General features: G+C 71.5%; 22 protein-coding genes and 1 pseudogene. 12 read left to right on the top strand and 11 right to left on the bottom strand.

Annotation, left to right across the window (positions count from 1 at the left end; translation table 11 throughout):
* Window positions 1–6: 6 nt before the first annotated feature.
* Window positions 7–192: a hypothetical protein gene (locus tag KUM49_RS12965; protein ID WP_217236942.1), complete on the bottom strand. Its 186-nt coding sequence runs from the start codon at window positions 190–192 to the stop codon at window positions 7–9.
* A gap of 362 nt (window positions 193–554) precedes the next feature.
* On the opposite strand from KUM49_RS12965, the gene KUM49_RS12970 reads away from it, so the two are divergent.
* A complete protein-coding gene (locus KUM49_RS12970; protein WP_217236943.1) occupies window positions 555–2,609 on the top strand; it encodes a UvrD-helicase domain-containing protein in 2,055 nt (684 codons plus the stop codon).
* A gap of 327 nt (window positions 2,610–2,936) precedes the next feature.
* Here KUM49_RS12970 and KUM49_RS12975 read toward each other — a convergent pair whose 3' ends face one another.
* Window positions 2,937–3,644, bottom strand: a complete 708-nt coding sequence (locus KUM49_RS12975; RefSeq protein ID WP_217236944.1) for a copper homeostasis protein CutC — start codon at window positions 3,642–3,644, stop codon at window positions 2,937–2,939.
* Between the two features lie 161 nt (window positions 3,645–3,805).
* Window positions 3,806–4,471: a maleylpyruvate isomerase family mycothiol-dependent enzyme gene (locus KUM49_RS12980; RefSeq protein ID WP_217236945.1), complete on the bottom strand. Its 666-nt coding sequence runs from the start codon at window positions 4,469–4,471 to the stop codon at window positions 3,806–3,808.
* A gap of 47 nt (window positions 4,472–4,518) precedes the next feature.
* Between KUM49_RS12980 and KUM49_RS12985 the strand changes: the two genes are divergently transcribed.
* Both KUM49_RS12985 and KUM49_RS12990 read left to right on the top strand, forming a co-directional pair.
* Window positions 4,519–5,166 carry a hypothetical protein gene (locus KUM49_RS12985; protein WP_217236946.1) on the top strand — a complete coding sequence of 216 codons (648 nt, stop codon included), beginning with the start codon at window positions 4,519–4,521 and terminating at the stop codon, window positions 5,164–5,166.
* A 75-nt stretch (window positions 5,167–5,241) separates the two neighbouring features.
* Window positions 5,242–5,730: pseudogene (locus KUM49_RS12990) on the top strand (GNAT family N-acetyltransferase); the annotation flags it as partial.
* On the opposite strand, the gene KUM49_RS12995 reads toward KUM49_RS12990, so the two are convergent.
* Together KUM49_RS12995 and KUM49_RS13000 are read right to left on the bottom strand one after the other, a co-directional pair.
* Window positions 5,712–5,990: a DUF4031 domain-containing protein gene (locus KUM49_RS12995; RefSeq protein WP_217236947.1), complete on the bottom strand. Its 279-nt coding sequence runs from the start codon at window positions 5,988–5,990 to the stop codon at window positions 5,712–5,714. The pseudogene KUM49_RS12990 and the gene KUM49_RS12995 sit on opposite strands and share 19 nt — an antisense overlap.
* Window positions 5,987–6,370: a hypothetical protein gene (locus tag KUM49_RS13000; RefSeq protein ID WP_217236948.1), complete on the bottom strand. Its 384-nt coding sequence runs from the start codon at window positions 6,368–6,370 to the stop codon at window positions 5,987–5,989. Before KUM49_RS13000 ends, KUM49_RS12995 begins: the two co-directional genes overlap by 4 nt.
* A gap of 55 nt (window positions 6,371–6,425) precedes the next feature.
* On the opposite strand from KUM49_RS13000, the gene KUM49_RS13005 reads away from it, so the two are divergent.
* From KUM49_RS13005 to KUM49_RS13015, 3 genes are read left to right on the top strand one after another with little or no spacing between them, the layout of a single operon-like run.
* The gene (locus tag KUM49_RS13005) at window positions 6,426–7,313 is read left to right on the top strand and encodes a MurR/RpiR family transcriptional regulator (RefSeq protein WP_308406614.1); all 888 of its coding nucleotides are present in this window, start codon (window positions 6,426–6,428) and stop codon (window positions 7,311–7,313) included.
* A gap of 60 nt (window positions 7,314–7,373) precedes the next feature.
* Entirely contained in the window at window positions 7,374–8,306 is a 933-nt protein-coding gene (gene murQ / locus KUM49_RS13010) for an N-acetylmuramic acid 6-phosphate etherase (protein ID WP_217236949.1), read from the top strand.
* Between the two features lie 52 nt (window positions 8,307–8,358).
* The gene (locus KUM49_RS13015) at window positions 8,359–9,201 is read left to right on the top strand and encodes an aldo/keto reductase (RefSeq protein ID WP_217236950.1); all 843 of its coding nucleotides are present in this window, start codon (window positions 8,359–8,361) and stop codon (window positions 9,199–9,201) included.
* Here the strand turns inward: KUM49_RS13015 and KUM49_RS13020 are convergent.
* Window positions 9,173–9,571 (bottom strand): hypothetical protein, encoded by a 399-nt coding sequence (locus KUM49_RS13020; RefSeq protein WP_254401153.1) that lies wholly within the window; start codon window positions 9,569–9,571, stop codon window positions 9,173–9,175. The two genes, KUM49_RS13015 and KUM49_RS13020, sit on opposite strands and share 29 nt — an antisense overlap.
* 111 nt (window positions 9,572–9,682) lie before the next feature.
* Between KUM49_RS13020 and KUM49_RS13025 the strand changes: the two genes are divergently transcribed.
* The 6 genes from KUM49_RS13025 (at window position 9,683) to KUM49_RS13050 (ending at window position 13,876) form a co-directional block, all read left to right on the top strand.
* Window positions 9,683–10,522 carry a helix-turn-helix transcriptional regulator gene (locus KUM49_RS13025; RefSeq protein ID WP_217236951.1) on the top strand — a complete coding sequence of 280 codons (840 nt, stop codon included), beginning with the start codon at window positions 9,683–9,685 and terminating at the stop codon, window positions 10,520–10,522.
* Entirely contained in the window at window positions 10,506–10,718 is a 213-nt protein-coding gene (locus tag KUM49_RS13030) for a DUF397 domain-containing protein (RefSeq protein WP_217236952.1), read from the top strand. Before KUM49_RS13025 ends, KUM49_RS13030 begins: the two co-directional genes overlap by 17 nt.
* A 25-nt stretch (window positions 10,719–10,743) precedes the next feature.
* On the top strand, window positions 10,744–11,277 hold the full coding sequence (locus KUM49_RS13035) for a DinB family protein (protein WP_217236953.1): 534 nt from the start codon (window positions 10,744–10,746) through the stop codon (window positions 11,275–11,277).
* Between the two features lie 221 nt (window positions 11,278–11,498).
* Window positions 11,499–12,380, top strand: coding sequence for a hypothetical protein (locus tag KUM49_RS13040; RefSeq protein WP_254401154.1), 882 nt, complete (start codon window positions 11,499–11,501; stop codon window positions 12,378–12,380).
* 59 nt (window positions 12,381–12,439) lie between these two features.
* The gene (locus tag KUM49_RS13045; protein WP_254401155.1) at window positions 12,440–13,120 is read left to right on the top strand and encodes a Uma2 family endonuclease; all 681 of its coding nucleotides are present in this window, start codon (window positions 12,440–12,442) and stop codon (window positions 13,118–13,120) included.
* A 186-nt stretch (window positions 13,121–13,306) separates the two neighbouring features.
* Window positions 13,307–13,876: a hypothetical protein gene (locus KUM49_RS13050; RefSeq protein ID WP_217236954.1), complete on the top strand. Its 570-nt coding sequence runs from the start codon at window positions 13,307–13,309 to the stop codon at window positions 13,874–13,876.
* A 24-nt stretch (window positions 13,877–13,900) separates the two neighbouring features.
* On the opposite strand, the gene KUM49_RS13055 is transcribed toward KUM49_RS13050, so the two are convergent.
* From KUM49_RS13055 to KUM49_RS13075, 5 genes are all read right to left on the bottom strand, one after another.
* A complete protein-coding gene (locus tag KUM49_RS13055) occupies window positions 13,901–15,451 on the bottom strand; it encodes a carboxylesterase/lipase family protein (protein WP_217236955.1) in 1,551 nt (516 codons plus the stop codon).
* A gap of 43 nt (window positions 15,452–15,494) precedes the next feature.
* Window positions 15,495–16,370: a metallophosphoesterase gene (locus KUM49_RS13060; RefSeq protein ID WP_217236956.1), complete on the bottom strand. Its 876-nt coding sequence runs from the start codon at window positions 16,368–16,370 to the stop codon at window positions 15,495–15,497.
* A gap of 55 nt (window positions 16,371–16,425) precedes the next feature.
* On the bottom strand, window positions 16,426–17,556 hold the full coding sequence (locus KUM49_RS13065; RefSeq protein WP_217236957.1) for an NADH:flavin oxidoreductase: 1,131 nt from the start codon (window positions 17,554–17,556) through the stop codon (window positions 16,426–16,428).
* A 206-nt stretch (window positions 17,557–17,762) separates the two neighbouring features.
* A complete protein-coding gene (gene groL / locus KUM49_RS13070; RefSeq protein ID WP_053749950.1) occupies window positions 17,763–19,388 on the bottom strand; it encodes a chaperonin GroEL in 1,626 nt (541 codons plus the stop codon).
* A gap of 375 nt (window positions 19,389–19,763) precedes the next feature.
* A complete protein-coding gene (locus KUM49_RS13075) occupies window positions 19,764–19,970 on the bottom strand; it encodes a cold-shock protein (protein WP_007493268.1) in 207 nt (68 codons plus the stop codon).
* Window positions 19,971–20,009 lie beyond the last annotated feature (39 nt).

Raw genomic sequence — 20,009 nt, forward strand, 5'->3', positions numbered from 1 at the left:
GGCACCTCACCTGCGGCGGACGTGCACCTCCTCGCCGTACTCCCCGAGGATGACGACGTCGAAGACGGCGCGGGCGAAGACCTTCACGGCGCGCAGGGCCTCGCCGAGGACGTGCCGGTGGCTGCCGAGGACGGGGGTGGCGCCGGCCGGACGGGGCGGGCGCGGGGCTGGATTGACGGTTGCTGCGCTCATACCTCCATGGTGGCTTTCCGGGCGTAAGGACGGCATCGGTCTGGGGAGCGAACCCGGGCGGTCGCCGCGTAGTACTTCGGGGCGACCGGCCACCCTCAGGGTGGAGGGGACGTCCCCTAGGGGGCGGCGCAAGCCACCGGGCGGGGGGCGGCGCAAGCCACCGGGCGGGGGGCTGCGAAAGCCACGACTTCGGGGGCGGCGGGAGCCGTTCGCTCAGGATGGGGAAAACCATTCGCTCCCGGACGCGCGGCTCACCTACAATCTCCGCTCTTGCCCGCCTCCCCACGGAGTGCCGCCGCCCGGACGGAAACCGGTCGGTATCCCGCGCCACCCACCCCGCAGGTCCTTCCGGAGGCACCCCCTTGTCCAGCCCCTCCACGCCCGTCGACGACGACCCCCTCGCCCGCGAGCGCGCCCACCTCGCCCGCTCCCGCGCCGCCCTGCGGGCCATGCGCGAGGACGCCGAGTCCCTGGACATCAGCGACGTCACCGCGAACTGGGTCAACGCGCAGATCCTGGAGCGCCAGATCGGCGAACGCATCAAGGCGCTCGCCGACCTCAGCCACACCCCGCTGTTCTTCGGCCGGCTCGACTACCTGCACGCCCCCGGCTCCGAGCAGGCCGAGGGCGGCGAAGGGGAACGCTTCTACATCGGGCGCCGGCACGTGCACGACCACGACGGCGACCCGATGGTCATCGACTGGCGTGCGCCGGTCTCGCAGCCGTTCTACCGGGCGTCCAAGAAGACCCCGATGGACATCGCGCTGCGCCGCCGCTTCGGTTACACGGGCGGCGACCTCACCGCGTACGAGGACGAGCACCTGTCCGACCCGGCGGAGGCCGCGGGCACCAGCAAGCTGCTCCAGCAGGAGATCGAGCGGCCGCGCGTGGGCCCGATGCGGGACATCGTGGCGACCATCCAGCCCGAGCAGGACGAGATCGTGCGCTCCGGGCTCGGCGGGACGGTGTGCGTGCAGGGAGGTCCGGGAACCGGGAAGACGGCCGTCGGCCTGCACCGCGTCGCGTATCTCCTCTACGCCCACCGCGACCGGCTCGCCCGCACCGGCACCCTCGTCATCGGGCCGAACAGGTCCTTCCTGCACTACATCGAGCAGGTGCTGCCCGCGCTGGGCGAGCTGGCGGTCGAGCAGGCCACCGTCGACGACCTGGTCTCCCGGACCGCGGAGGTGCGGGGTACGGACGAGGCGGCCGCGGCGGTCATCAAGGGCGACGCGAGGATGGCGGAGGTGCTGAGGCGGGCCGTGTACGCGCACGTGAGCATGCCGGCCGAGCCGGTCGTCGTCGTGCGCGGCTCGCGCCGCTGGCGGGTCCCGGCGTACGAACTCGAGGAGATCGTGCGCGAGTTGCTCGACCGCGACATCCGCTACGGCGCCGCCCGCGAGGCCCTTCCGCAGCGCATCGCGCACGCCGTGCTGGTCCAGATGGAACGCTCCGGCGAGGCCCCGGACGACCGGGTGCAGGACGCGGTGGCCCGCAACAGCGCGGTCAAGGCGGCCGTCAAGGCGATCTGGCCGCCCGTCGACCCGGCGAAACTCGTGCTGCGGCTGCTCACGGACGCGGACTTCCTCGCCGTACACGCGGACGAAGTCCTGACCGAGGACGAGCAGAAGACGATCCTGTGGGCGAAGAACGTGCGGTCGGTGAAGTCCGCCCGGTGGGCGCCCGCGGACGCGGTGCTCATCGACGAGGCGAACGACCTGATCCAGCGCACGCACTCGCTCGGGCACGTGGTGCTGGACGAGGCGCAGGACCTGTCCCCCATGCAGTACCGGGCCGTCGGCCGCCGCTGCACCACCGGTTCGGCCACCGTCCTCGGCGACCTCGCCCAGGGCACCACCCCGTGGGCGACCCGGAGTTGGGACGAGGCCCTCGCCCACCTCGGCAAGACGGACGGCGTGATCGAGGAACTGACGGCCGGTTTCCGCGTGCCGACCGACGTCATCACGTACGCCTCCCGCCTCCTCCCGCACATCGCCCCGGGCCTGACCCCGGTCGCCTCGGTCCGTGAGAACCCGGGCTTCTTCGACGTCCGGGCGGCCTCCGGCGCCGCCGACGTGGTCGCCGCCTGCGAGGAGTTGCTGCGCCGCGAGGGTTCCACCGGCCTGATCGCCGCCGACGCCCGTGTCCCGGCGCTGGCCGGGGCGCTGGCCGAGGCGGGCATCGGGTATCTGGCCCCCGGCGAGGAGACGACGGCGGAAACCCGCCTGACCCTGGTCCCGGCCTCACTGGCCAAGGGCCTGGAGTACGACTACGTGGTCCTCGACGAACCCCAGGCCGTGGTCGACGGCGAACCCGACGAACGCACCGGCCTGCGGCGCCTGTACGTGGCCCTGACCCGAGCGGTGTCGGGCCTGATCGTGACGCACGCGGCGCCGCTGCCCGGCCAACTCGGCTAGGGGGTGTTGTGAAAGTCCCGCACAGCACCCACGGCGCCCGGCACGCACCCTCGCCGCACCGGCCAAAGACCCAAGTACGTCCAGTACGAGGGCCTTCGTCCGGCACGCCGAGGGCACGCACCGAACACCGCGGGCACCGCACAGGACTTCCAAAACTCCCCCTAGCGCCTGTCGTCACCTTCCCGCCTGCCCCGCGACGCCATGCACCTTCCCCACTGCCTCAAGGGCGTAGGAGGTCTCCCCACTCGCGCCGCGGGGCCCGCCCTTCGGGCGGCCGACGGGGAGGTGACGACAGGGCCCAGGAACTGCGCGGGAGGACTCCCGGCATCACCCGCCGTCCAGCGCCCGCCGCCACTGAGCGACCGCCGCCGCCGACACCGGGCGGCCCCAGCCGTCCGGCCGGGCGGCCCCGCCGATGTGAAAGGCGTCGATCCCGGCGGCCCGGAGTGTGGGCACGTGGTCCAGGCGCAGCCCTCCGCCCACCAGGATCCGCGGCTCGTACCCCGGCTCCCCGTCCCGCCTGCGCGCCGCCTCGGCGAGCAGGGCGGGGAGGCCGTCGTCCACGCCGGACGCCGAACCGGCGGTGAGGAGGGTGTCGAGGCCGGGCAGCCCGTCGAGCTGCTTGCGCAGGGCGTCCCGGTCGGCGCAGTGGTCGATCGCCCGGTGGAAGGTCCACCGGCAGCCGGCCAACGCTCCGGCCACCCGTTCCACGGCCGGCAGATCCACTCCGCCGGCCTCGTCGAGGAACCCGAGCACGAACTCCTCGGCGCCCGCCGCCCGCATCTCCCCGGCGACCCGCACGAGTCGGTCGACGTCCTCGGCGGCTCCCGCCGTGAACCCGTCCGCGGGCCGCAGCATCACGCGCAGCGAGATGTCGACGGCGGCCCGGATCCCGGCGACCGTCGCGGCCGACGGGGTCAGTCCGTCGGCCGCGATGTCGGTGACCAGCTCGAGTCGGTCCGCGCCTCCGGCCTGGGCGGCGACGGCGTCCTCGACGTCGAGGGCGATCACCTCCAGGACTGCACGCTTGCTCATGGGTCCCCATTCGTCGGGCGGCTACAGGTCTGGCTGCGTGCCTGTACAGGTCCAGTACAGGTCTAGTACAGGTCTAGTCCAATCCAGACTACGCCTGTACGACCACGCCTGTACGGGGCCCCGCACACCCGGAGACGTTCACCCCTGGTCGCCGTAGTCGTTCACCCGTAGATGTTCAGCTCCTCCTCCTTCGCCCCCGCCAGCTCGTACGCCGCTCCCGCCACCGAACGTCCCGCGTACAGCCGTACGAGGGTGGCAGCGTCGCCGATGTACCGTGCCGGCGGCCGCTCCCCGGGGACACCGCCCAGCCGCAGCGGCTCGTCGACGTCGTCGAGGTCGGCCTGGAGGGGCACGTGGTCCCGCTCCCGGGTGATCCTCACCAGCAGCGCGAGCGCGTCCGGCAGCCCCCGCCCCGCGTACGCCCCCGGCTCCCCCAGCGCCTCGCGCACGTCGCCGGCGTGCACCCACTCCCCCAGGGCGATCCCGTCCAGCACCCCGCCCGCGCGGGCGATCACCGGCCCGGCCTTGGTCATCCCGCGCTCCAGCTCGTCGACGATCCGCGCGTTCGGCCAGTCGGCCCGCTCGGCGATGTCCCGGTCGTTCGACTCGGGCGAGAAGACGTCCTTGTCGTACCTGCTCTCCACGACCCGCATCAACGCGGCCGAACAGTGCGCCAGCACATCGCGCACGGTCCAGCCCGGGCACGCGGGGGCCGGCAGGGCGTAGTCCTCGTCGGGCCTGGCCCGCAGCAGCGGGACGAGGGCGTCCCGCTCGGCGGTGAGAAGTCGGCCGGGCAGGTCCGGGTCACGTACGTCGGCAGAAGTCATGGGCACAACGCTAGGGGGCACCCTCGGCTCGCGGGGACAATGGAGACATGGCCGATCCAGACGCCCTGCGCACCCGTTTCGCCCGCGCCCTGGAAGGAGCCCGGGGCCGCGAGGCCGCCGGCCCCGACCCGGCGCCGTACGCCGACAACCTGCTGGCGCGCTGGCAGGAGCCGCAGCGCCGCTACCACACGCTCACCCACCTCACTGCGGTCCTCAACCACGTCGACGTGCTGGAGAAGTACGCCGCCGACCCGGACGTCGTCCGCCTCGCCGCCTGGTTCCACGACGCGGTCTACCTCCCCGACCGCTCCGAGAACGAGGAGCGCTCGGCCCGCCTCGCCGAACGCGCCCTGCCCGAGGCGGGGGTCGCCGCGGACCGGACCGCCGAGGTCGCCCGCCTGGTCCGGCTCACCACCACCCACGACCCGGCCGACGACGACCCGGACGGGCAGGTCCTGTGCGACGCCGACCTGGCGATCCTCGCCGCCCCGCCGTCGGCGTACGCCGCGTACACGGCCGCCGTCCGCGAGGAGTACGGCTTCGTCCCGTCCGACGCCTTCCGCGCGGGACGGGCCGCGGTTCTGCGGCAACTCCTCGACCTGCCCAGGCTGTTCAGGACTCCGTACGGGCAGGCGGAGTGGGAGGCGACGGCCCGCTACAACCTCGCCGCCGAGCTGGAACTGCTGACGGGGTGAGCCCGGCCGGAGTAGCGTCACAGGCCCGGACCTCCGCAGGAAGGATCACCCTCCGTGGGCGACGCCCCGATTCGCATCCACTCCGACCGGCTCATCATGCAGGGCGTCACCCCCGCCGCCGCGGCCGACCTGAGCCTGGGCGGTGAGGGCGGGATCGCGTGGGTCGCGGACGGACCGATCCAGGGGACCCGGGACGGTGCCGGGCTGTTGGTGACGGCGTACGAGGCGGGCGTGCACCGGCCGGAGTGGGGGATGTTCGCGCTCGTCCGGCGCGAGGACGGCCTGGCGGTCGGCGCGATGGGCTTCCACGGGCCGCCGGACGAGGAGGGCCGCGTCGAGATCGGCTACGACCTCGCCGAGTCCGCCCGCGGCAACGGCTATGCCACGGAGGCGCTGCGCACGCTGTCGCGGTGGGCGCTGGCCCGCCCGGAGGTGCGGGTGCTGTTCGCGGTGATCGAGCGGGACAACCTGCCGTCCCAGGGGGTGATCTCGCGAGCCGGGTTCACCCAGGTGAGCGGCGAGGCCGACGACGACGAGCACTTCGCCTACGAACTGCGCGGCTGATCCCGCCCCTTCCGCCTCCGCAGCCCTGCCCCGTGCAGCAGCCGCACCACCTCGCGGCTGCCGACCTCCACCGCCCCCGCGGCCACCACCTCGGCGTACCGGTCCGACGGAATGTCGTAGTGGTCCCGCTCGAAGGCCCGCGAGGGCACACCCAACTTCTCGGCAAAGGTGTGCAGTTCGGCGTACGAGACATCGCTGACGAGGTGGGACCACAGACGCCCGTGGCCCGACCAGGTGGGCGGGTCGATGTACACGGTCATGAGGGCGGCGTCCCGCCGGTCGCCGACCCGAGCGCCCCCACCGCGGCGACCTTCACGCCCGCCTTGTGGCACACCCAGTGCGGGTCGGGACCGAGGTCCGGCTCGACCTCCAGGGCGTGCGGGTCGCCGGTGCCGCACACCGGGCACAGCGGCCAGCGGCCGTACCGGTCAAGGAGCGAGTCCTGTACGTCCTGGGCGATCAGCCCGGCCACGAATCCCGCGCCCTCCGGCCACTGCTCGACCCACCAGCGCCGCTGCACGACGGAGTCCTCGACCATCGACACCACGTCCGCGGCGGCCACCTCGCTCGCGGCCAGGTCGGCGAGCACGAGGGCGCGCGCCGCGTGCAACGCCTGCTCCAGGGGGCTGATGGGGTCCATGCACCCATTGTGCGCACTCTTGACCACAACACCGAGCCGAAAATATCTTTCAGATGTGACCCGGGACGTGAAGGAAATTTTCGGCAACAGTCTCGCCGCGAAGGTGCGCACCCTCGCCCCCTCGATGACCCGCTCCATGCAGCGCGTCGCCGAGGCCGTCGCGCACGACCCGGCCGGCTGCGCCGCCCTCACGGTCACCGGTCTCGCCGAACGCACCGGCACCAGCGAGGCGACGGTCGTGCGCACCGCCCGCGTCCTGGGCTACCCCGGCTACCGCGATCTGCGCCTCGCCCTCGCCGGCCTCGCCGCCCAGCAGCAGTCCGGCCGCGCGCCCGCGATCACCACGGACATCGCGGTGGACGACTCCCTCGCCGACGTGGTGGCGAAACTCGCCTGCGACGAACAGCAGACCCTCGCCGACACGGCGGCCGGCCTCGACACCGTACAGCTCGGGGCGGCGGTGTCCGCGCTGACGGGGGCGCGGCGGACGGACGTGTACGGGGTGGGGGCGAGCGGGCTGGTCGCCCAGGACCTCACCCAGAAGCTGTTGCGGATAGGGCTGATAGCCCACGCCCACAACGATCCGCACCTCGCCGTCACCAACGCCGTGCAACTGCGGGCGGGGGACGTGGCGATAGCGATCACGCACTCGGGCTCGACCGGTGACGTCATCGAGCCGCTCCGGGTCGCCTTCGAGCACGGGGCGACGACGGTGGCGATCACCGGCCGGCCCGAGGGTCCCGTCACGCAGTACGCCGACCATGTGCTGACCACGTCCACGGCTCGCGAGAGTGAACTCCGGCCGGCGGCCATGTCGTCGCGGACCAGCCAGTTGCTGGTGGTGGACTGTCTGCTGGTGGGGGTGGCGCAGCAGACGTACGAGACGGCGGCGCCGGCGCTGGCGGCCTCGTACGAGGCGCTCGCGCACCGGCACCGGCGGTAGACCGCGGGGCCGACCGTCAGAACGAAGTGGAAAAGCGCAGTGGAAAAGAGCCATCACCCCATGACCTCCACCTCCGACCCCCGTGACCTCCAGGCCCAGTTGGAAGCCCTCACCACCGAGGCCTTCCGCCCCGAGCTCGCCGACATCGACCGGCTGCCCACCCTCGACATCGCCCGTCTCATGAACGGCGAGGACGCCTTCGTGCCGGACGCGGTGGCGCGGCGGCTGCCTCAGATCGCCGCCGCGATCGACGCCGTGGCCGAGCGGATGGGGCGGGGCGGACGGCTGGTCTACGCGGGCGCCGGTACCGCAGGACGGCTCGGGGTGCTGGACGCGTCCGAGTGTCCGCCGACCTTCAACACCGAGCCGGAGCAGGTCGTCGGACTGATCGCCGGCGGCCGGGAGGCCGTGGTCACCTCCGTCGAAGGGGCCGAGGACTCGGCGGAGCTGGCCCGCGCCGACCTCGACGCCCTCTCCCTGACCGCCGCCGACACCGTGGTCGGCGTCTCCGCCTCCGGCCGTACCCCGTACGCCATCGGCGCGGTGGAACACGCCCGGCAGCAGGGCGCGTTGACCATCGGCCTGGCCTGCAACGCGAACAGCGCGCTCGCGGCGGCCGCCGAGCACGGCATCGAGATCGTCGTCGGCCCCGAACTGCTCACCGGGTCCACCCGCCTGAAGGCGGGCACGGCCCAGAAGCTCGTCCTCAACATGCTGTCGACGATCACGATGATCCGCCTGGGCAAGACGTACGGGAACCTCATGGTCGACGTACGCGCCTCGAACGAGAAACTGCGCGCCCGCTCCCGCCGCATCGTCGCCCTCGCCACCGGCGCCCGGGACGACGAGATCGAGCAGGCTCTCGCCGCCACCGACGGCGAGGTGAAGAACGCCATCCTGACCCTCCTCGCCGACGTCGACGGCGCGACGGCCGCCCGCCTCCTGGCGGAGTCGGAGGGACACCTGCGCGTCGCGCTGGCGGCGGCCCACTGATACGCCAACCGGGCTTGCTAGCTTGGGTGTTCGACCAGGGGGAGGACCCGGAATGAAGCCCACGACCACGTTCCGTATCGGCTCGGACCTGGAGGTCCGCCGGCTCGGATTCGGCGCGATGCGACTGCCGACCGAGCCGGCGGACGCCCGCGCCGCGTCCGTCGCGCTGCTCCGGCGGGCGGTCGAACTGGGCGTCACCCTCATCGACACCGCGCACCTGTACGGCTGGGGAGCCAACGAGGAACTGGTCGCCGAGGCGCTGCACCCCTACCCCGCCGGCCTCCTCGTCACCACCAAGGTCGGCGTCGTACGAACGGAGTCGGGCGACTGGTCCTACGACGCCCGCCCGGCCTCCCTCCGCACCCAGGTGGACGAAGCCCTGCGCCGCCTGCGCACGGAGCGCATCGAACTCCTCCAACTCCACCGCATCGACCCGGACACCCCGCTCGCCGACCAGCTGGGAGCGCTGGGCGAACTCCGCTCGGAGGGCAAGATCGGCAGGATCGGCCTGTCCGAGGTGACGGTCGCGGAGCTGGCCGAGGCCCGCTCGATCGTCGACATCGCGAGCGTCCAGAACCGCTACAACGTCCTCGACCGCGAGTACGAGCCGGTACTGAAGGCATGCGAGGCGGCGGACATCGCGTTCCTCCCGTGGCGGCCCGTGGCGCCGGGCGCGGCGGACAAGGAACCCGAGATCACGGCGGTGGCCTCCGAACTGGAGGCGACCCCGACACAGGTCGCCCTGGCCTGGCTGCTCGCGCACTCACCGGTGATGGTGCCGATTCCGGGTACGGCGAGCCCGGGGCACCTGGAGGAGAACGTGGCGGCGGCGGACATTCGGCTGACCCGGGAGCAGTACGACCGTCTCAACAGGGCAGCCGCCCCTCCTCGTTGACCCTGCGGACTCGCGCCCGCAGCAGTTCCTCCTGCGGCGCGGGTCCCGTCGACTCCGGTGGGCAATCCCACTCCCGCCCGCCGACGACGGGCCGGAGCTGCACCCGCCCGCCGACGTGCCCCATCACCTCCCCGAGCCGCCCGTCCCGTACGTCCACGACATGCGTACCGATCGCGGGCCGCTCCCCGCGCAGGACGGAGGCCAGCCGCTCGGCGGTACGGACGTTGCAGCGCCCGAGCTCGACCAGGGCGAACGGCTCGTCGCTCGCGCCGGTCACGGGGTCGACGCGCAGGGAGGGCAGGATGATGCCGACGCCCACGAGGGCCTTCCGCAAGGACGCCACGATTTCTTCGGTCGGTCGCACGGTCATCTACCTACCTCCACGCTGAGTTGGTCATTCGCAACACAGCGTGTCCGTCACGCCCCTAACCTGGCTATACGGGACGGCCCAACAACCTCTGCTGCTTGACCGGGAGTCGCCATGCCTGGACCTAAGGACCTCGACCCGTCATCGTCACCGCGGGCGCTGTTGGGCGCCGAGTTGCGTCACGCGCGCGAGAAGGCGGGGCTCAGCCAGGAGGACCTGGGGAACCGGCTGTTCGTCAGCGGCACGTTCATCGGCCAGATGGAGGCGGGGACGCGGCGGATGCAGCCGGAGTACGCGCGACTGCTGGACGAGGCGCTGGGCACAGGGGACTTCTTCCAGCGGAACTGTGGGGCGGCGGCCAAGTCCCGCTATCCCGAACACTTCGCGGAGGCGGCGGAGGCGGAGGCGATTGCCACGGCGATCCGGCACTACGCGCCGATGCTGATCCCTGGACTGCTCCAGACAGCCGCGTACGCGCGGGCCGTGAACCGCGCATTCGCCCCGACGGCGCCGGAGGAGACGATCGACGAGTGGGTGGACGGCCGGATGGAGCGGACCCGTCTACTCGGCGATCCAACAAAGCCCTTGTTGTGGGCGGTACTTGACGAGGCGGCACTGCGCCGGGAGACCGGTGGCCGAGTGGTGATGGCGGAGGCCCTGCACCACGTCGCGGACCTGGCCCGCCGGAGCCGTGTCATCGTGCAGGTACTGCCCTTCAGCGCGGGCGCGCACAAGTCGATGGACGGCTCGCTGAAACTGATGGACTTCGAAGACGCCCCTCCGCTGGCCTACTTCGAAGGGCCTGGCACCGGACGGCTGGAGGACGACCCCGCCACTGTCGTCCAACTGAGATTCACCTTCGAACTCCTCACGGCCTCCGCACTCTCGCCAGAGAAGTCCTTGGCCCTGATCGAGACGTTGGCGCAGGATTACGCCCATGAGGAACTTCCCTGAGCACGACCTGAGCACGACCATCTGGCGCAAGTCGAGCTACAGCGGCGGCGGCGGCAACGACTGCCTCGAAGTAGCCGATGGCCACTCCGCCCTCATCCCCGTCCGCGACTCCAAGCACCCCCACGGCCCGAAGCTCGTGTTCCGGGCGCAGACCTGGTCGGCATTCGTCGAGGCGGTTATCGAGGTCAGGATCTGACCTCCATGACTCCTAGCGTGGCCTCATGACCGACACCACACACGCCATCACCACCGACGAGCGCGCCGACCTGCTGGAAACGCTGGCCCACAGCCGGCACTTCCTGCGCTTCACCGCCCGCGACCTCACCGACGAACAGGCCGGGCAGCGGACCACCGACAGCGAGCTGTGCCTGGGCGGCCTGATCAAACACGTCACCTCGGTGGAGCGGCACTGGGCGGACTTCATCCTCAACGGCCCGTCGGCCATGCCCGACTTCACCGCCATGACCGAGGCCGACTTCGCCCGGCGGGCCGACGAGTTCCGGATGCTGCCCGGCGAGACGCTGGCCGGCGTGCTGGCCGACTACGACGAGACGGCCCGCCGAACCGACGAACTCGTCACGACCCTGCCCGACCTGAACGCCACCCACCCGCTGCCCAAGGCCCCTTGGAACAAGCCCGGGGCTCGGTGGTCGGCCCGCAGGGTGCTGCTGCACATCGCCGCCGAGACCGCCCAGCACGCGGGCCACGCCGACATCATCCGCGAGTCCCTGGACGGCGCGAAGAGCATGGGCTGACCGGCCCCGAAGCTCAAGCGTCCAGCTCCGAGCCCTCTTTGCAAGGAATGGGTGGAGGGCCTCAACCCGCCCTCCCACCCCGCGTGTTGACTTGACGCGTTCGGCTTGCCACGCAGAGTCACGATCGTCTAGCGTGCCCGGATAACGAAACAGCCCCCGCTCGGTGCTAGCAACACCTGCGGGGGCTTGACCTACGAGATCGAAGGAACAGTTCGATCCCCATGGCTGATGCCCAGCTTAGTGCTGCCTCCCTGCCCGCGCACGCCCTCTCCCACCCGATGGCCCGTCCGGGTTACGGAAAACGCTCCGCACCCGACCAACGCCCACGCACCGCGACCGACTTCGCCCATCTCCCGCCCCGCGAAGCCGCCATCGCCGCGTATCTCGACCGGCTCCCGGACGGCGCCGACATCTCCGTAAAGACGCTGGCCAAGGTGCTGCCGTACGGACAGTGCGCGCTCCGAACGGCCCTCAACCGCCTCCAGGCGGCAGGGCACTTGCGCCGCGGCCGCGAGCACCTGGCGGCGTCCGACGGGGGCTCGCGTTGGATCACCCGATCGTGGTTCTCCCGAACCGCACGCGACGATGACTGGTGGGCGGCGTTCACGCGGGGCGACGTACCGGAGCAGCCGTCGTCGGACCCGCCCCGCCAGACCCGGTCCCGGGCCCACATCCTGCTCGCCGCCCTGGGGCGTACGAATCCCGCTCTCTCCCTCTCTCAGGCCGACTGCGCGACCCTCGCCCCGCTGCTCACGGAGTGGTTCGCGCGGGGTGCCACCGACGAGGCCGTACTCCAGGCCCTGACCGCCGGGCTGCCCACCCCGGTCCACCACCCGGCCGCCCTCGTCCGCAGGCGCCTGACCACGAAGCTCCCGCCCGAGCCCGCACCGGCCCCGCGCCCACCCCTCCGCATCCTGGAGTGCGCCAGGTGCGGCACCCCGGGCCGCCCGGAGGCGTTGCCGGGTGGCCGATGCAGCGCGTGCAGGGGCGAACGCGCCCCTGCCCAACCCACTGCGCCCGTGCCCGCACCCACGATCCACGCCCGCGCGGCCGAGATCCGCACGGCGATGTCCCAACGGCGCCGAGAGAAGGCACCCACATGACGGCTCCTACGGTCCGACGCCACCAGCTCGGGGCACGATGGACGGAAGGAGGCGACGCCATGACCCCAGACACGACCGACCGCCCGCAGATGGATGTCGAAGACTTCGACGAACTCGTTCGCAGGGCTCCGAGGGAGATCCGGAACAGGCTGGAGTTCCTGGGAGGGCGGCTGTGCATCCGGCACGGGCCCCTCGATGTGGACGAGTTCGAGGAGCTTGCTGCGGTGGCCCCCGAGACGGTGCGGCTGGAGTACATCAAGGGAAAGGTAGAGGTCAAGGCTGTGCCGGACGGCAACCACCGCTCGATCTTCATGTGGCTGCTGCGTCAATGCATGCAGCATCGCCCTGACCTGGACCTCGTGCCTGAGTCAGGCGTCAAGGCGGAGGCGTACCGCAAGGGCCGCGCTCGCACGGACGGGACTCTCGTGCCGGTGGACCACTTCCGTGGCGACGGCGAGTGGTCTGACCCCGACGGCTCTCTCATGGCCGTGGAGATCACCTCCCGCGACCGCGACACCAACCAACGCGACCGCATCGACAAACCACTCGGCTACGCGGAAGCCGACATCCCCGTCTACCTCCTCATCGACCGCGACAACAACACGGTCACCGTCTTCAGCGAACCCAAGGACGGCCGCTACCAGCGGTCCCCGTCCTACCCGTGGGGCGCTACCGTCGAGCTACCCTCCCCCGTCGACATCACCCTCGACACCGAAAGGCTCAAGGACTACGCCGACTGACGGCCTCACCAGGATGGAGACGAGTCAGCCCGTGAAGCCATGGCAGACTCGGGACGAGCTCCAGCGGCAACGCGACGAGGCCGACATCGCCGAAGCTCTCGCGTATGAGGCTGCTCCGTCCGGCCCATCGATGTCCCACGACGAGTTCCTTGCCCAGCTGGACGCCGAAGACCGGAGCCGCACCCCATGAACCACGCCCAGCTCACCGCGCTGGGCCGCGCCCTGCGTCTTCTCGGAGAGCACGGCGAGGCCCTCACCGGTGACACCCCCGACACCCGGCTGCACGAGGTCAAGGCGGACCTCAAGCGCGCCCTGGACCTGCTGGCGGACAGCGTCACCGGGGCCGTGCCCACCACGCGTTGCCCCGAGCACCCCAATGGCCCAGTCGACGAGAACGCCCAGGACCTCTGTCTGCTCTGCGAGACCCGGCGCCGCGCGGCCCGCCGCTCCGAGTACAACGGGCCCTCCGCGCAACCGCACCCGAGCGACCCCACGCCCTCCCGGTACGGCGTACGCGAGGACCGGCCGCAGCCCCAGCAGCGCTGGCTGCCGGAGCTGTGGAACGGACAGGCGTGGCAGCTGTGCGGGACCCCGCGCCGGGACCGGCACGAGGCCGAGCTCTATCTCGCCGCCCAGCGGCGCGGGCCCCGGGCGGCCATGGCCTACCGGCTCGTGCACGAGTTCACCGACTACGAGGTGCTGCGCGTCTGGGGCACCCCGGTGCGCGTCGACATCGAGCCGCTCGGGAACCTGTAGGGCTCGCTCACGTCAGCGGCACACTCACGCCAGCAGCGGCATCGGCGCGAACTCGTACTCCTCCCACATGCGCCTCGACGCCTCCTCCGGATAGGCCCGCACCTGCGGCTCCGCGTCCAGTACCTGCACCAGCCGCTCCTGGGTGCCGTACGCCGGCCAGCCCGGGTCGCCGGTCCTCGCGAACGCCGTCCAGGACGCCCTGAAGCGGGCCGACAGCGCCTCGGCCTCCGGCGGGACCTCGCCGCCGGGGAACAGCATGAGGCCGACATCGGCGGCGAAGGTGCCGAAGAGCAGCGGGATGTCCAGCGCGTGGCAGGCACCCAGGGCGCCTCCGCCGCCCGGCGCCGGCCAGGTCAGTTCGTAGAGGTGGGCTCGGCCGCCGCCCGTGGCCTGCGCCTCGGCCAGGTGGTGGCTGGGCATGGCGAACAGCCAGTCGGTCTGGACGCGTTCGAACAGCTCATCCGGTGAGGCGTCGGGGAAGGCCGCACGGTAACCGTCCTCCCCCGCCTCCCCCGGTGCGAACAGCCGCAGTGCCCACCGCGCCTGCTCCTCCGTGATGTTCCCCAGCTGCCCGCCCATCGCCAGGAACAGCCGGAACTCGTCCCGGTTGTGCCCGACGACCAGCTCCACGTCCCGGCCCGCCCCGGCGGTCAGCGCCTGCCAGGGCGTGACCGGCAGCACCTCGCCGTCGACGACCGGGGAGAAGGGGGTCATGGTGGGAGCGGCCTGGCCCCACCTGCCGACGTACTGGAGCATCTTCGCGCCCAGTGCCTCGCCCGCGGCGGGCAGTGCGCGCGGGCCGACCGTGGACAGGTCGGCCACCGTGGGCCGCAGCCCCGCCTCCGCCGCGATCGCCGTCGCGATGTCGCGGGCCAGCGCGTCGGAGAAGTAGGTGCCCGGCACGCTCTGGGCGATGGCCCGCCGGAACAGGCCCGACGCGCTCGGCATGGCCAGCAGGGCCGCCACCGATCCGGCGCCGGCCGACTCGCCGAAGACGGTCACCTGGCCGGGGTCGCCGCCGAACGCCGTGATGTTGTCCCGGACCCACTCCAGGGCGGCGACCTGGTCGAGCAGGCCGCGGTTGGCGGGCGCCCCGTCGAGGTGGGCGAAACCCTCGATGCCGACGCGGTAGTTCAGGCTGACGACCACGACGTCGCCGTCGTGCGCGATGTGCCGGGCGTCGTAGCCGGGGCTGCCGGCGTGGCCGAGCTTGTAGGCGCCGCCGTAGATCCACACCATGACCGGGCGGTGGGCGGCCGGGTCCGGGTCGGGCGTCCACACGTTGACCGTCAGCCAGTCGTCACCCGGGGACGCGTCCTGTGCGTCGCCGCGGCCCAGGAACGCCGCCTCCTGCGGGGGCGGCGGGCCGAAGGCGTACGCGTCGCGTATGCCGTCCCACGCCGGGGCCGGGCGCGGCGCCTGGAAACGGGCCTCGCCGACCGGCGGGGCGGCGAACGGGATGCCGCGGAAGACGGTCAGCCCGCCCTCCCGGCACCCGCGCACCGCACCGGCGCGGGTACGGACCACGGGCGGTGCGGAGTCGGCCATGGGGCCTCGGGGCTCGGCTGTCGTCATCGTCGGCGCTCCTCCTGATCGTTGATCCGCTGATTCACGGCTCTCAGCCATGCTTCTCGACAATCGATCGCACTTGCTCCTCTCCCAGCTCCCACACCGTCTCGTGGGCCCGCGGGTCCCGTGCGTGGAAGGTGTGGAACAGCGGGCCGGACGGTCCGCCCAGCTCCACCAGGGAGGCGGACGCCCCGCGCACGGCCCGTTCCGTGCCGGGCGGTGCCGTCAGGTCGATGCGGTTGACGACACCGGGGGTGACCCAGACCGGCACGGACGCCAGGAAGCCGGAGAGCTGGAGGTGGAAGTGGCCGGTGAGCACGACCCGTACGTCGGTGCCCCCGATCACCGCCGCCAGGTCCTCCGGGTTGCGCAGGCCGAAGGCGCGCTGCGTCTCGACGTCCAGCGCGATGGGCGGGTGGTGGAAGGCGAGGATCGTGCCGTGCGGCGCGGGCTCGCTCAACACCTGGCGCAGCCAGTCCAGTTGGGCCCGGCCCAGGTGGCCGTGCACCTTCCCCGGCACCAGCGAGTCCAGCGTGACGAAACGCAGGCCGCCGACCGTGCTCACCGCCGCCCGCTCGCCGGTGGCCGACTCCAGTACCGTCTCGGCGCGTTCGGTGCCGTCCGCCGTCAGGTGGCCGCTGCCGAGCACCTTGGTGAAGGCCGTACGTTCGTCGTGGTTGCCGGTGGTGAAGAAGACCGGCGCGCCCACGCGCCGCGCGAGCTCCCCGACCAGGTCGCGCACGGCCGCGTACGCCTCCACCTCCCCGGCGTCGGCGAGGTCACCGGTCACGACGATCGCGTCCACGTCCTGCTGGTGTTGGAGTTCGGCGAGCATCAGGCGCAGCGACTCGGTGGCGTCGACGCCGTCCTTGTTGGGGGTGGCGGTCCGGTCCAGGTGGGTGTCCGAGAGATGCAGTATCCGCATCTCTCGAACACTAGAGGGACCTGGAGTTCGGTTCAGGGCCTTCGGCTCAGGCTCTTCAGCTCAGGGTCTTCAGCGCCGCCGCGTCGTAAGGCTCCAGCTCGTCGAAGCGGTCGGAGAGCACCTTCGCCGCCCACTCCGGGTCCTGGAGCAGGGCGCGGCCCACGGCGATCAGGTCGAACTCCTCGGCCTCCAGCCGGTCGAGCAGGTCGTCGATGCCCCTGAGCGGGGATCCCTCGCCCATGAAGCCCTTGATGAAGTCGCCGTCGAGGCCGACCGAGCCGACGGTGATGACGGGCTTGCCGGTGAGCTTCCTGGTCCAGCCGGCCAGGTTGAGGTCGGAGCCGTCGAACTCGGGCAGCCAGTAGCGGCGGGTGGAGGCGTGGAAGGCGTCGACTCCGGCCGCGGCGAGCGGCGCGAGGACCGCCTCCAGCTCCTCGGGGGTCTCGGCCAGACGGGCGCGGTAGGCCTCCTGCTTCCACTGCGAGTAGCGGAAGATCACGGGGAAGTCGGAGGAGACGGTCTCGCGGACCGCCGCCACGAGCTCCTCGGCGAACCTGGCGCGGGCCACCGGGTCGCCGCCGTAGGCGTCGGTCCGGCGGTTGGTACCGGCCCACAGGAACTGGTCCACCAGGTAGCCGTGAGCGCCGTGGATCTCCACACCGTCGAAGCCGATCCGCTCGGCGGCCGCGGCGGCCTCGGCGAAGGCGCCGATGACGTCGTCCAGGTCGCGCTGGGTCATCGCCTTGCCGGTGGGCTCGTCGGCGCCGATGCGCAGACCGGAGGGGCCGACGGCGGGGGCCTCGGCGTAGGGCGGCTGGCCCTGCTCGCGCACCATGCCGATGTGCCACAGCTGCGGCACGATGGTGCCGCCCGCCGCGTGCACGTCGGCTGCGACCTTCGCCCAGCCCGCGAGCTGCTCCTCGCCGTGGAAGCGCGGGATGTCATTGCTCTGCCCCGCCGACTCGTGGCCGACGTAGGTGCCCTCGGTGACGATGAGGCCGACGCCCGCGGCGGCGCGGCGCGCGTAGTACGACGCCACGTCCGCGCCGGGGATGCCGCCCGGGGAGAACGCGCGGGTCATGGGGGCCATCGCGATGCGGTTCGGGACGGTCAGGCCGTTGATCGCGGTCGGCCGGGAGAGGATGCGGGCCGCGCGGGAGGTGGACTCGGTGGTGGTGGCGGTCACGTGGGGGCTCCAATAAGACCAGACGGTATGTGCATGCGCATATACGGTACGCAGGTTCCAACGGAGCCACCGGCCAGGGCATTCCGCCTGGGTTGTGATCCCGGACACGCCCGAGGGCGGCACCCCCTGTCTCCAGGGAGTACCGCCCTCGGCGTCGTACAGCGCCGCACTGTCGTACAGCGATGAACTCGCGATCCTCGGAAGGATCAGAAGTCCATGTCACCGCCCGGCATGCCGCCGCCGGCCGGGGCAGCGCCCGCCTTCTCCGGCTTGTCGGCGATGACGGCCTCGGTGGTGAGGAACAGCGCGGCGATGGAAGCGGCGTTCTGCAGGGCAGAGCGCGTCACCTTCGCCGGGTCGATGATGCCTTCGGCGATCATGTCGACGTACTCACCGGTCGCGGCGTTCAGGCCGTGGCCGACGGGCAGGTTGCGCACCTTCTCGACGATGACGCCACCCTCGAGACCACCGTTGACGGCGATCTGCTTGAGCGGGGCCTCCAGGGCCAGCTTCACGGCGTTGGCGCCGGTCAGCTCGTCACCCTCCAGGTCCAGCTTCTCGAAGACCGAGGAGGCCTGGATGAGGGCCACGCCACCACCCGCGACGATGCCCTCCTCGACGGCCGCCTTCGCGTTGCGAACGGCGTCCTCGATGCGGTGCTTGCGCTCCTTGAGCTCGACCTCGGTCGCGGCACCGGCCTTGATGACGGCCACGCCGCCCGCGAGCTTCGCCAGGCGCTCCTGGAGCTTCTCGCGGTCGTAGTCGGAGTCGCTGTTCTCGATCTCGGCGCGGATCTGGTTGACCCGGCCCTGAACCTGCTCGGAGGAGCCGGCACCGTCGACGATGGTGGTCTCGTCCTTGGTGATGACGACCTTGCGGGCACGGCCCAGAAGGTCGATCGAGGTGTTCTCCAGCTTGAGGCCGACCTCCTCGGAGATGACCTCGCCGCCGGTGAGGATGGCGATGTCGTTCAGCATCGCCTTGCGGCGGTCACCGAAGCCCGGGGCCTTGACGGCGACGGACTTGAAGGTGCCACGGATCTTGTTGACGACCAGGGTCGACAGGGCCTCGCCCTCGACGTCCTCGGCGATGATCAGCAGCGGCTTGCCCGACTGCATGACCTTCTCCAGAAGCGGGAGCAGGTCCTTGACGGAGCCGATCTTGGAGTTGGCGATCAGGATGTACGGGTCGTCGAGCGACGCCTCCATACGCTCCATGTCGGTCGCGAAGTACGCCGAGATGTAGCCCTTGTCGAAGCGCATACCCTCGGTGAGCTCAAGCTCGAGACCGAAGGTCTGGGACTCCTCGACGGTGATGACGCCTTCCTTGCCGACCTTGTCCATCGCCTCGGCGATGAGCTCGCCGATCTGGGTGTCGGCGGCGGAGATGGAGGCCGTGGAGGCGATCTGCTCCTTGGTCTCGACATCCTTGGCCTGCTCGAGCAGGGCACCGGAGACGGCCTCGACGGCCTTCTCGATACCGCGCTTGAGGGCCATCGGGTTGGCGCCGGCCGCTACGTTGCGCAGACCCTCGCGCACGAGCGCCTGGGCGAGCACGGTCGCCGTGGTCGTTCCGTCGCCGGCGACGTCGTCCGTCTTCTTGGCGACTTCCTTGACCAGCTCGGCGCCGATCTTCTCGTACGGGTCCTCGAGCTCGATCTCCTTGGCGATGGAAACACCATCGTTGGTGATCGTGGGCGCGCCCCACTTCTTCTCGAGGACGACGTTGCGGCCCTTGGGGCCAAGGGTGACCTTGACGGCGTCGGCGAGCTGGTTCATCCCGCGCTCGAGACCGCGCCGTGCCTCCTCGTCGAACGCGATGATCTTGGCCATGTGAAGTGGTCCTCCCGGACAGGGGGTGGATTTCTCCGGACCGCGCTGGCGCCCGCGACGGACGGCCTGCCTGCCTCGTGGTTCCTTGCCCCACTTGGCCTGCGGGCCTCACCGACCCGGTCCTCGTTGTCACTCTCACCTTCAGAGTGCTAACGCCAATGATTAGCACTCGCCCCTCGAGAGTGCAAGCGCCCGCGAAGCGGGCTCGTTGAGGGGTGGCGGTCGGGTGACGGGTGGGCGCAAGCGCCCACCGGGGAACGGTCCGCGCCGCGGCGACCTGTTCCGGACATGCCGGAGGGCTCGTAACCCATGACTCCCCATGGGATACGAGCCCTCCGAAGAACAGAAGAACGTCGCTGTCAGTCGGCGCGTGCTTCAGCCGGTCGCCAGTCGGACCATGTCCGCCTGCGGCCCCTTCTGGCCCTGCGAGATCTCAAAATCGACCCGCTGACCTTCCTCCAGGGTGCGGTAGCCGTCCATCTGGATCGCGCTGTAGTGGACGAAAACATCCGCACCACCGTCGACCGCGATGAAGCCGTACCCCTTCTCCGCGTTGAACCACTTGACGGTGCCCTGAGCCATGCCTAACTCCCCTATTACTGGCCCTTGCACAGATCCACA

The organism is Streptomyces sp. AC555_RSS877 (assembly GCF_019049245.1).
GTDB lineage: Bacteria > Actinomycetota > Actinomycetes > Streptomycetales > Streptomycetaceae > Streptomyces.

Excerpts from the sequence above, each read along its gene's own strand:
- KUM49_RS12965 (WP_217236942.1), bottom strand. The coding sequence starts at position 192 with ATGAGCGCAGCAACCGTCAATCCAGCCCCGCGCCCGCCCCGTCCGGCC.
- KUM49_RS12975 (WP_217236944.1), bottom strand. The coding sequence starts at position 3,644 with ATGAGCAAGCGTGCAGTCCTGGAGGTGATCGCCCTCGACGTCGAGGAC.
- KUM49_RS12980 (WP_217236945.1), bottom strand. The coding sequence starts at position 4,471 with ATGACTTCTGCCGACGTACGTGACCCGGACCTGCCCGGCCGACTTCTC.
- KUM49_RS12985 (WP_217236946.1), top strand. The coding sequence starts at position 4,519 with ATGGCCGATCCAGACGCCCTGCGCACCCGTTTCGCCCGCGCCCTGGAA.
- KUM49_RS12995 (WP_217236947.1), bottom strand. The coding sequence starts at position 5,990 with ATGACCGTGTACATCGACCCGCCCACCTGGTCGGGCCACGGGCGTCTG.
- KUM49_RS13000 (WP_217236948.1), bottom strand. The coding sequence starts at position 6,370 with ATGGACCCCATCAGCCCCCTGGAGCAGGCGTTGCACGCGGCGCGCGCC.
- murQ (WP_217236949.1), top strand. The coding sequence starts at position 7,374 with ATGACCTCCACCTCCGACCCCCGTGACCTCCAGGCCCAGTTGGAAGCC.
- KUM49_RS13015 (WP_217236950.1), top strand. The coding sequence starts at position 8,359 with ATGAAGCCCACGACCACGTTCCGTATCGGCTCGGACCTGGAGGTCCGC.
- KUM49_RS13020 (WP_254401153.1), bottom strand. The coding sequence starts at position 9,571 with ATGACCGTGCGACCGACCGAAGAAATCGTGGCGTCCTTGCGGAAGGCC.
- KUM49_RS13025 (WP_217236951.1), top strand. The coding sequence starts at position 9,683 with ATGCCTGGACCTAAGGACCTCGACCCGTCATCGTCACCGCGGGCGCTG.
- KUM49_RS13030 (WP_217236952.1), top strand. The coding sequence starts at position 10,506 with ATGAGGAACTTCCCTGAGCACGACCTGAGCACGACCATCTGGCGCAAG.
- KUM49_RS13035 (WP_217236953.1), top strand. The coding sequence starts at position 10,744 with ATGACCGACACCACACACGCCATCACCACCGACGAGCGCGCCGACCTG.
- KUM49_RS13040 (WP_254401154.1), top strand. The coding sequence starts at position 11,499 with ATGGCTGATGCCCAGCTTAGTGCTGCCTCCCTGCCCGCGCACGCCCTC.
- KUM49_RS13045 (WP_254401155.1), top strand. The coding sequence starts at position 12,440 with ATGACCCCAGACACGACCGACCGCCCGCAGATGGATGTCGAAGACTTC.
- KUM49_RS13050 (WP_217236954.1), top strand. The coding sequence starts at position 13,307 with ATGAACCACGCCCAGCTCACCGCGCTGGGCCGCGCCCTGCGTCTTCTC.
- KUM49_RS13055 (WP_217236955.1), bottom strand. The coding sequence starts at position 15,451 with ATGACGACAGCCGAGCCCCGAGGCCCCATGGCCGACTCCGCACCGCCC.
- KUM49_RS13060 (WP_217236956.1), bottom strand. The coding sequence starts at position 16,370 with ATGCGGATACTGCATCTCTCGGACACCCACCTGGACCGGACCGCCACC.
- groL (WP_053749950.1), bottom strand. The coding sequence starts at position 19,388 with ATGGCCAAGATCATCGCGTTCGACGAGGAGGCACGGCGCGGTCTCGAG.
- KUM49_RS13075 (WP_007493268.1), bottom strand. The coding sequence starts at position 19,970 with ATGGCTCAGGGCACCGTCAAGTGGTTCAACGCGGAGAAGGGGTACGGC.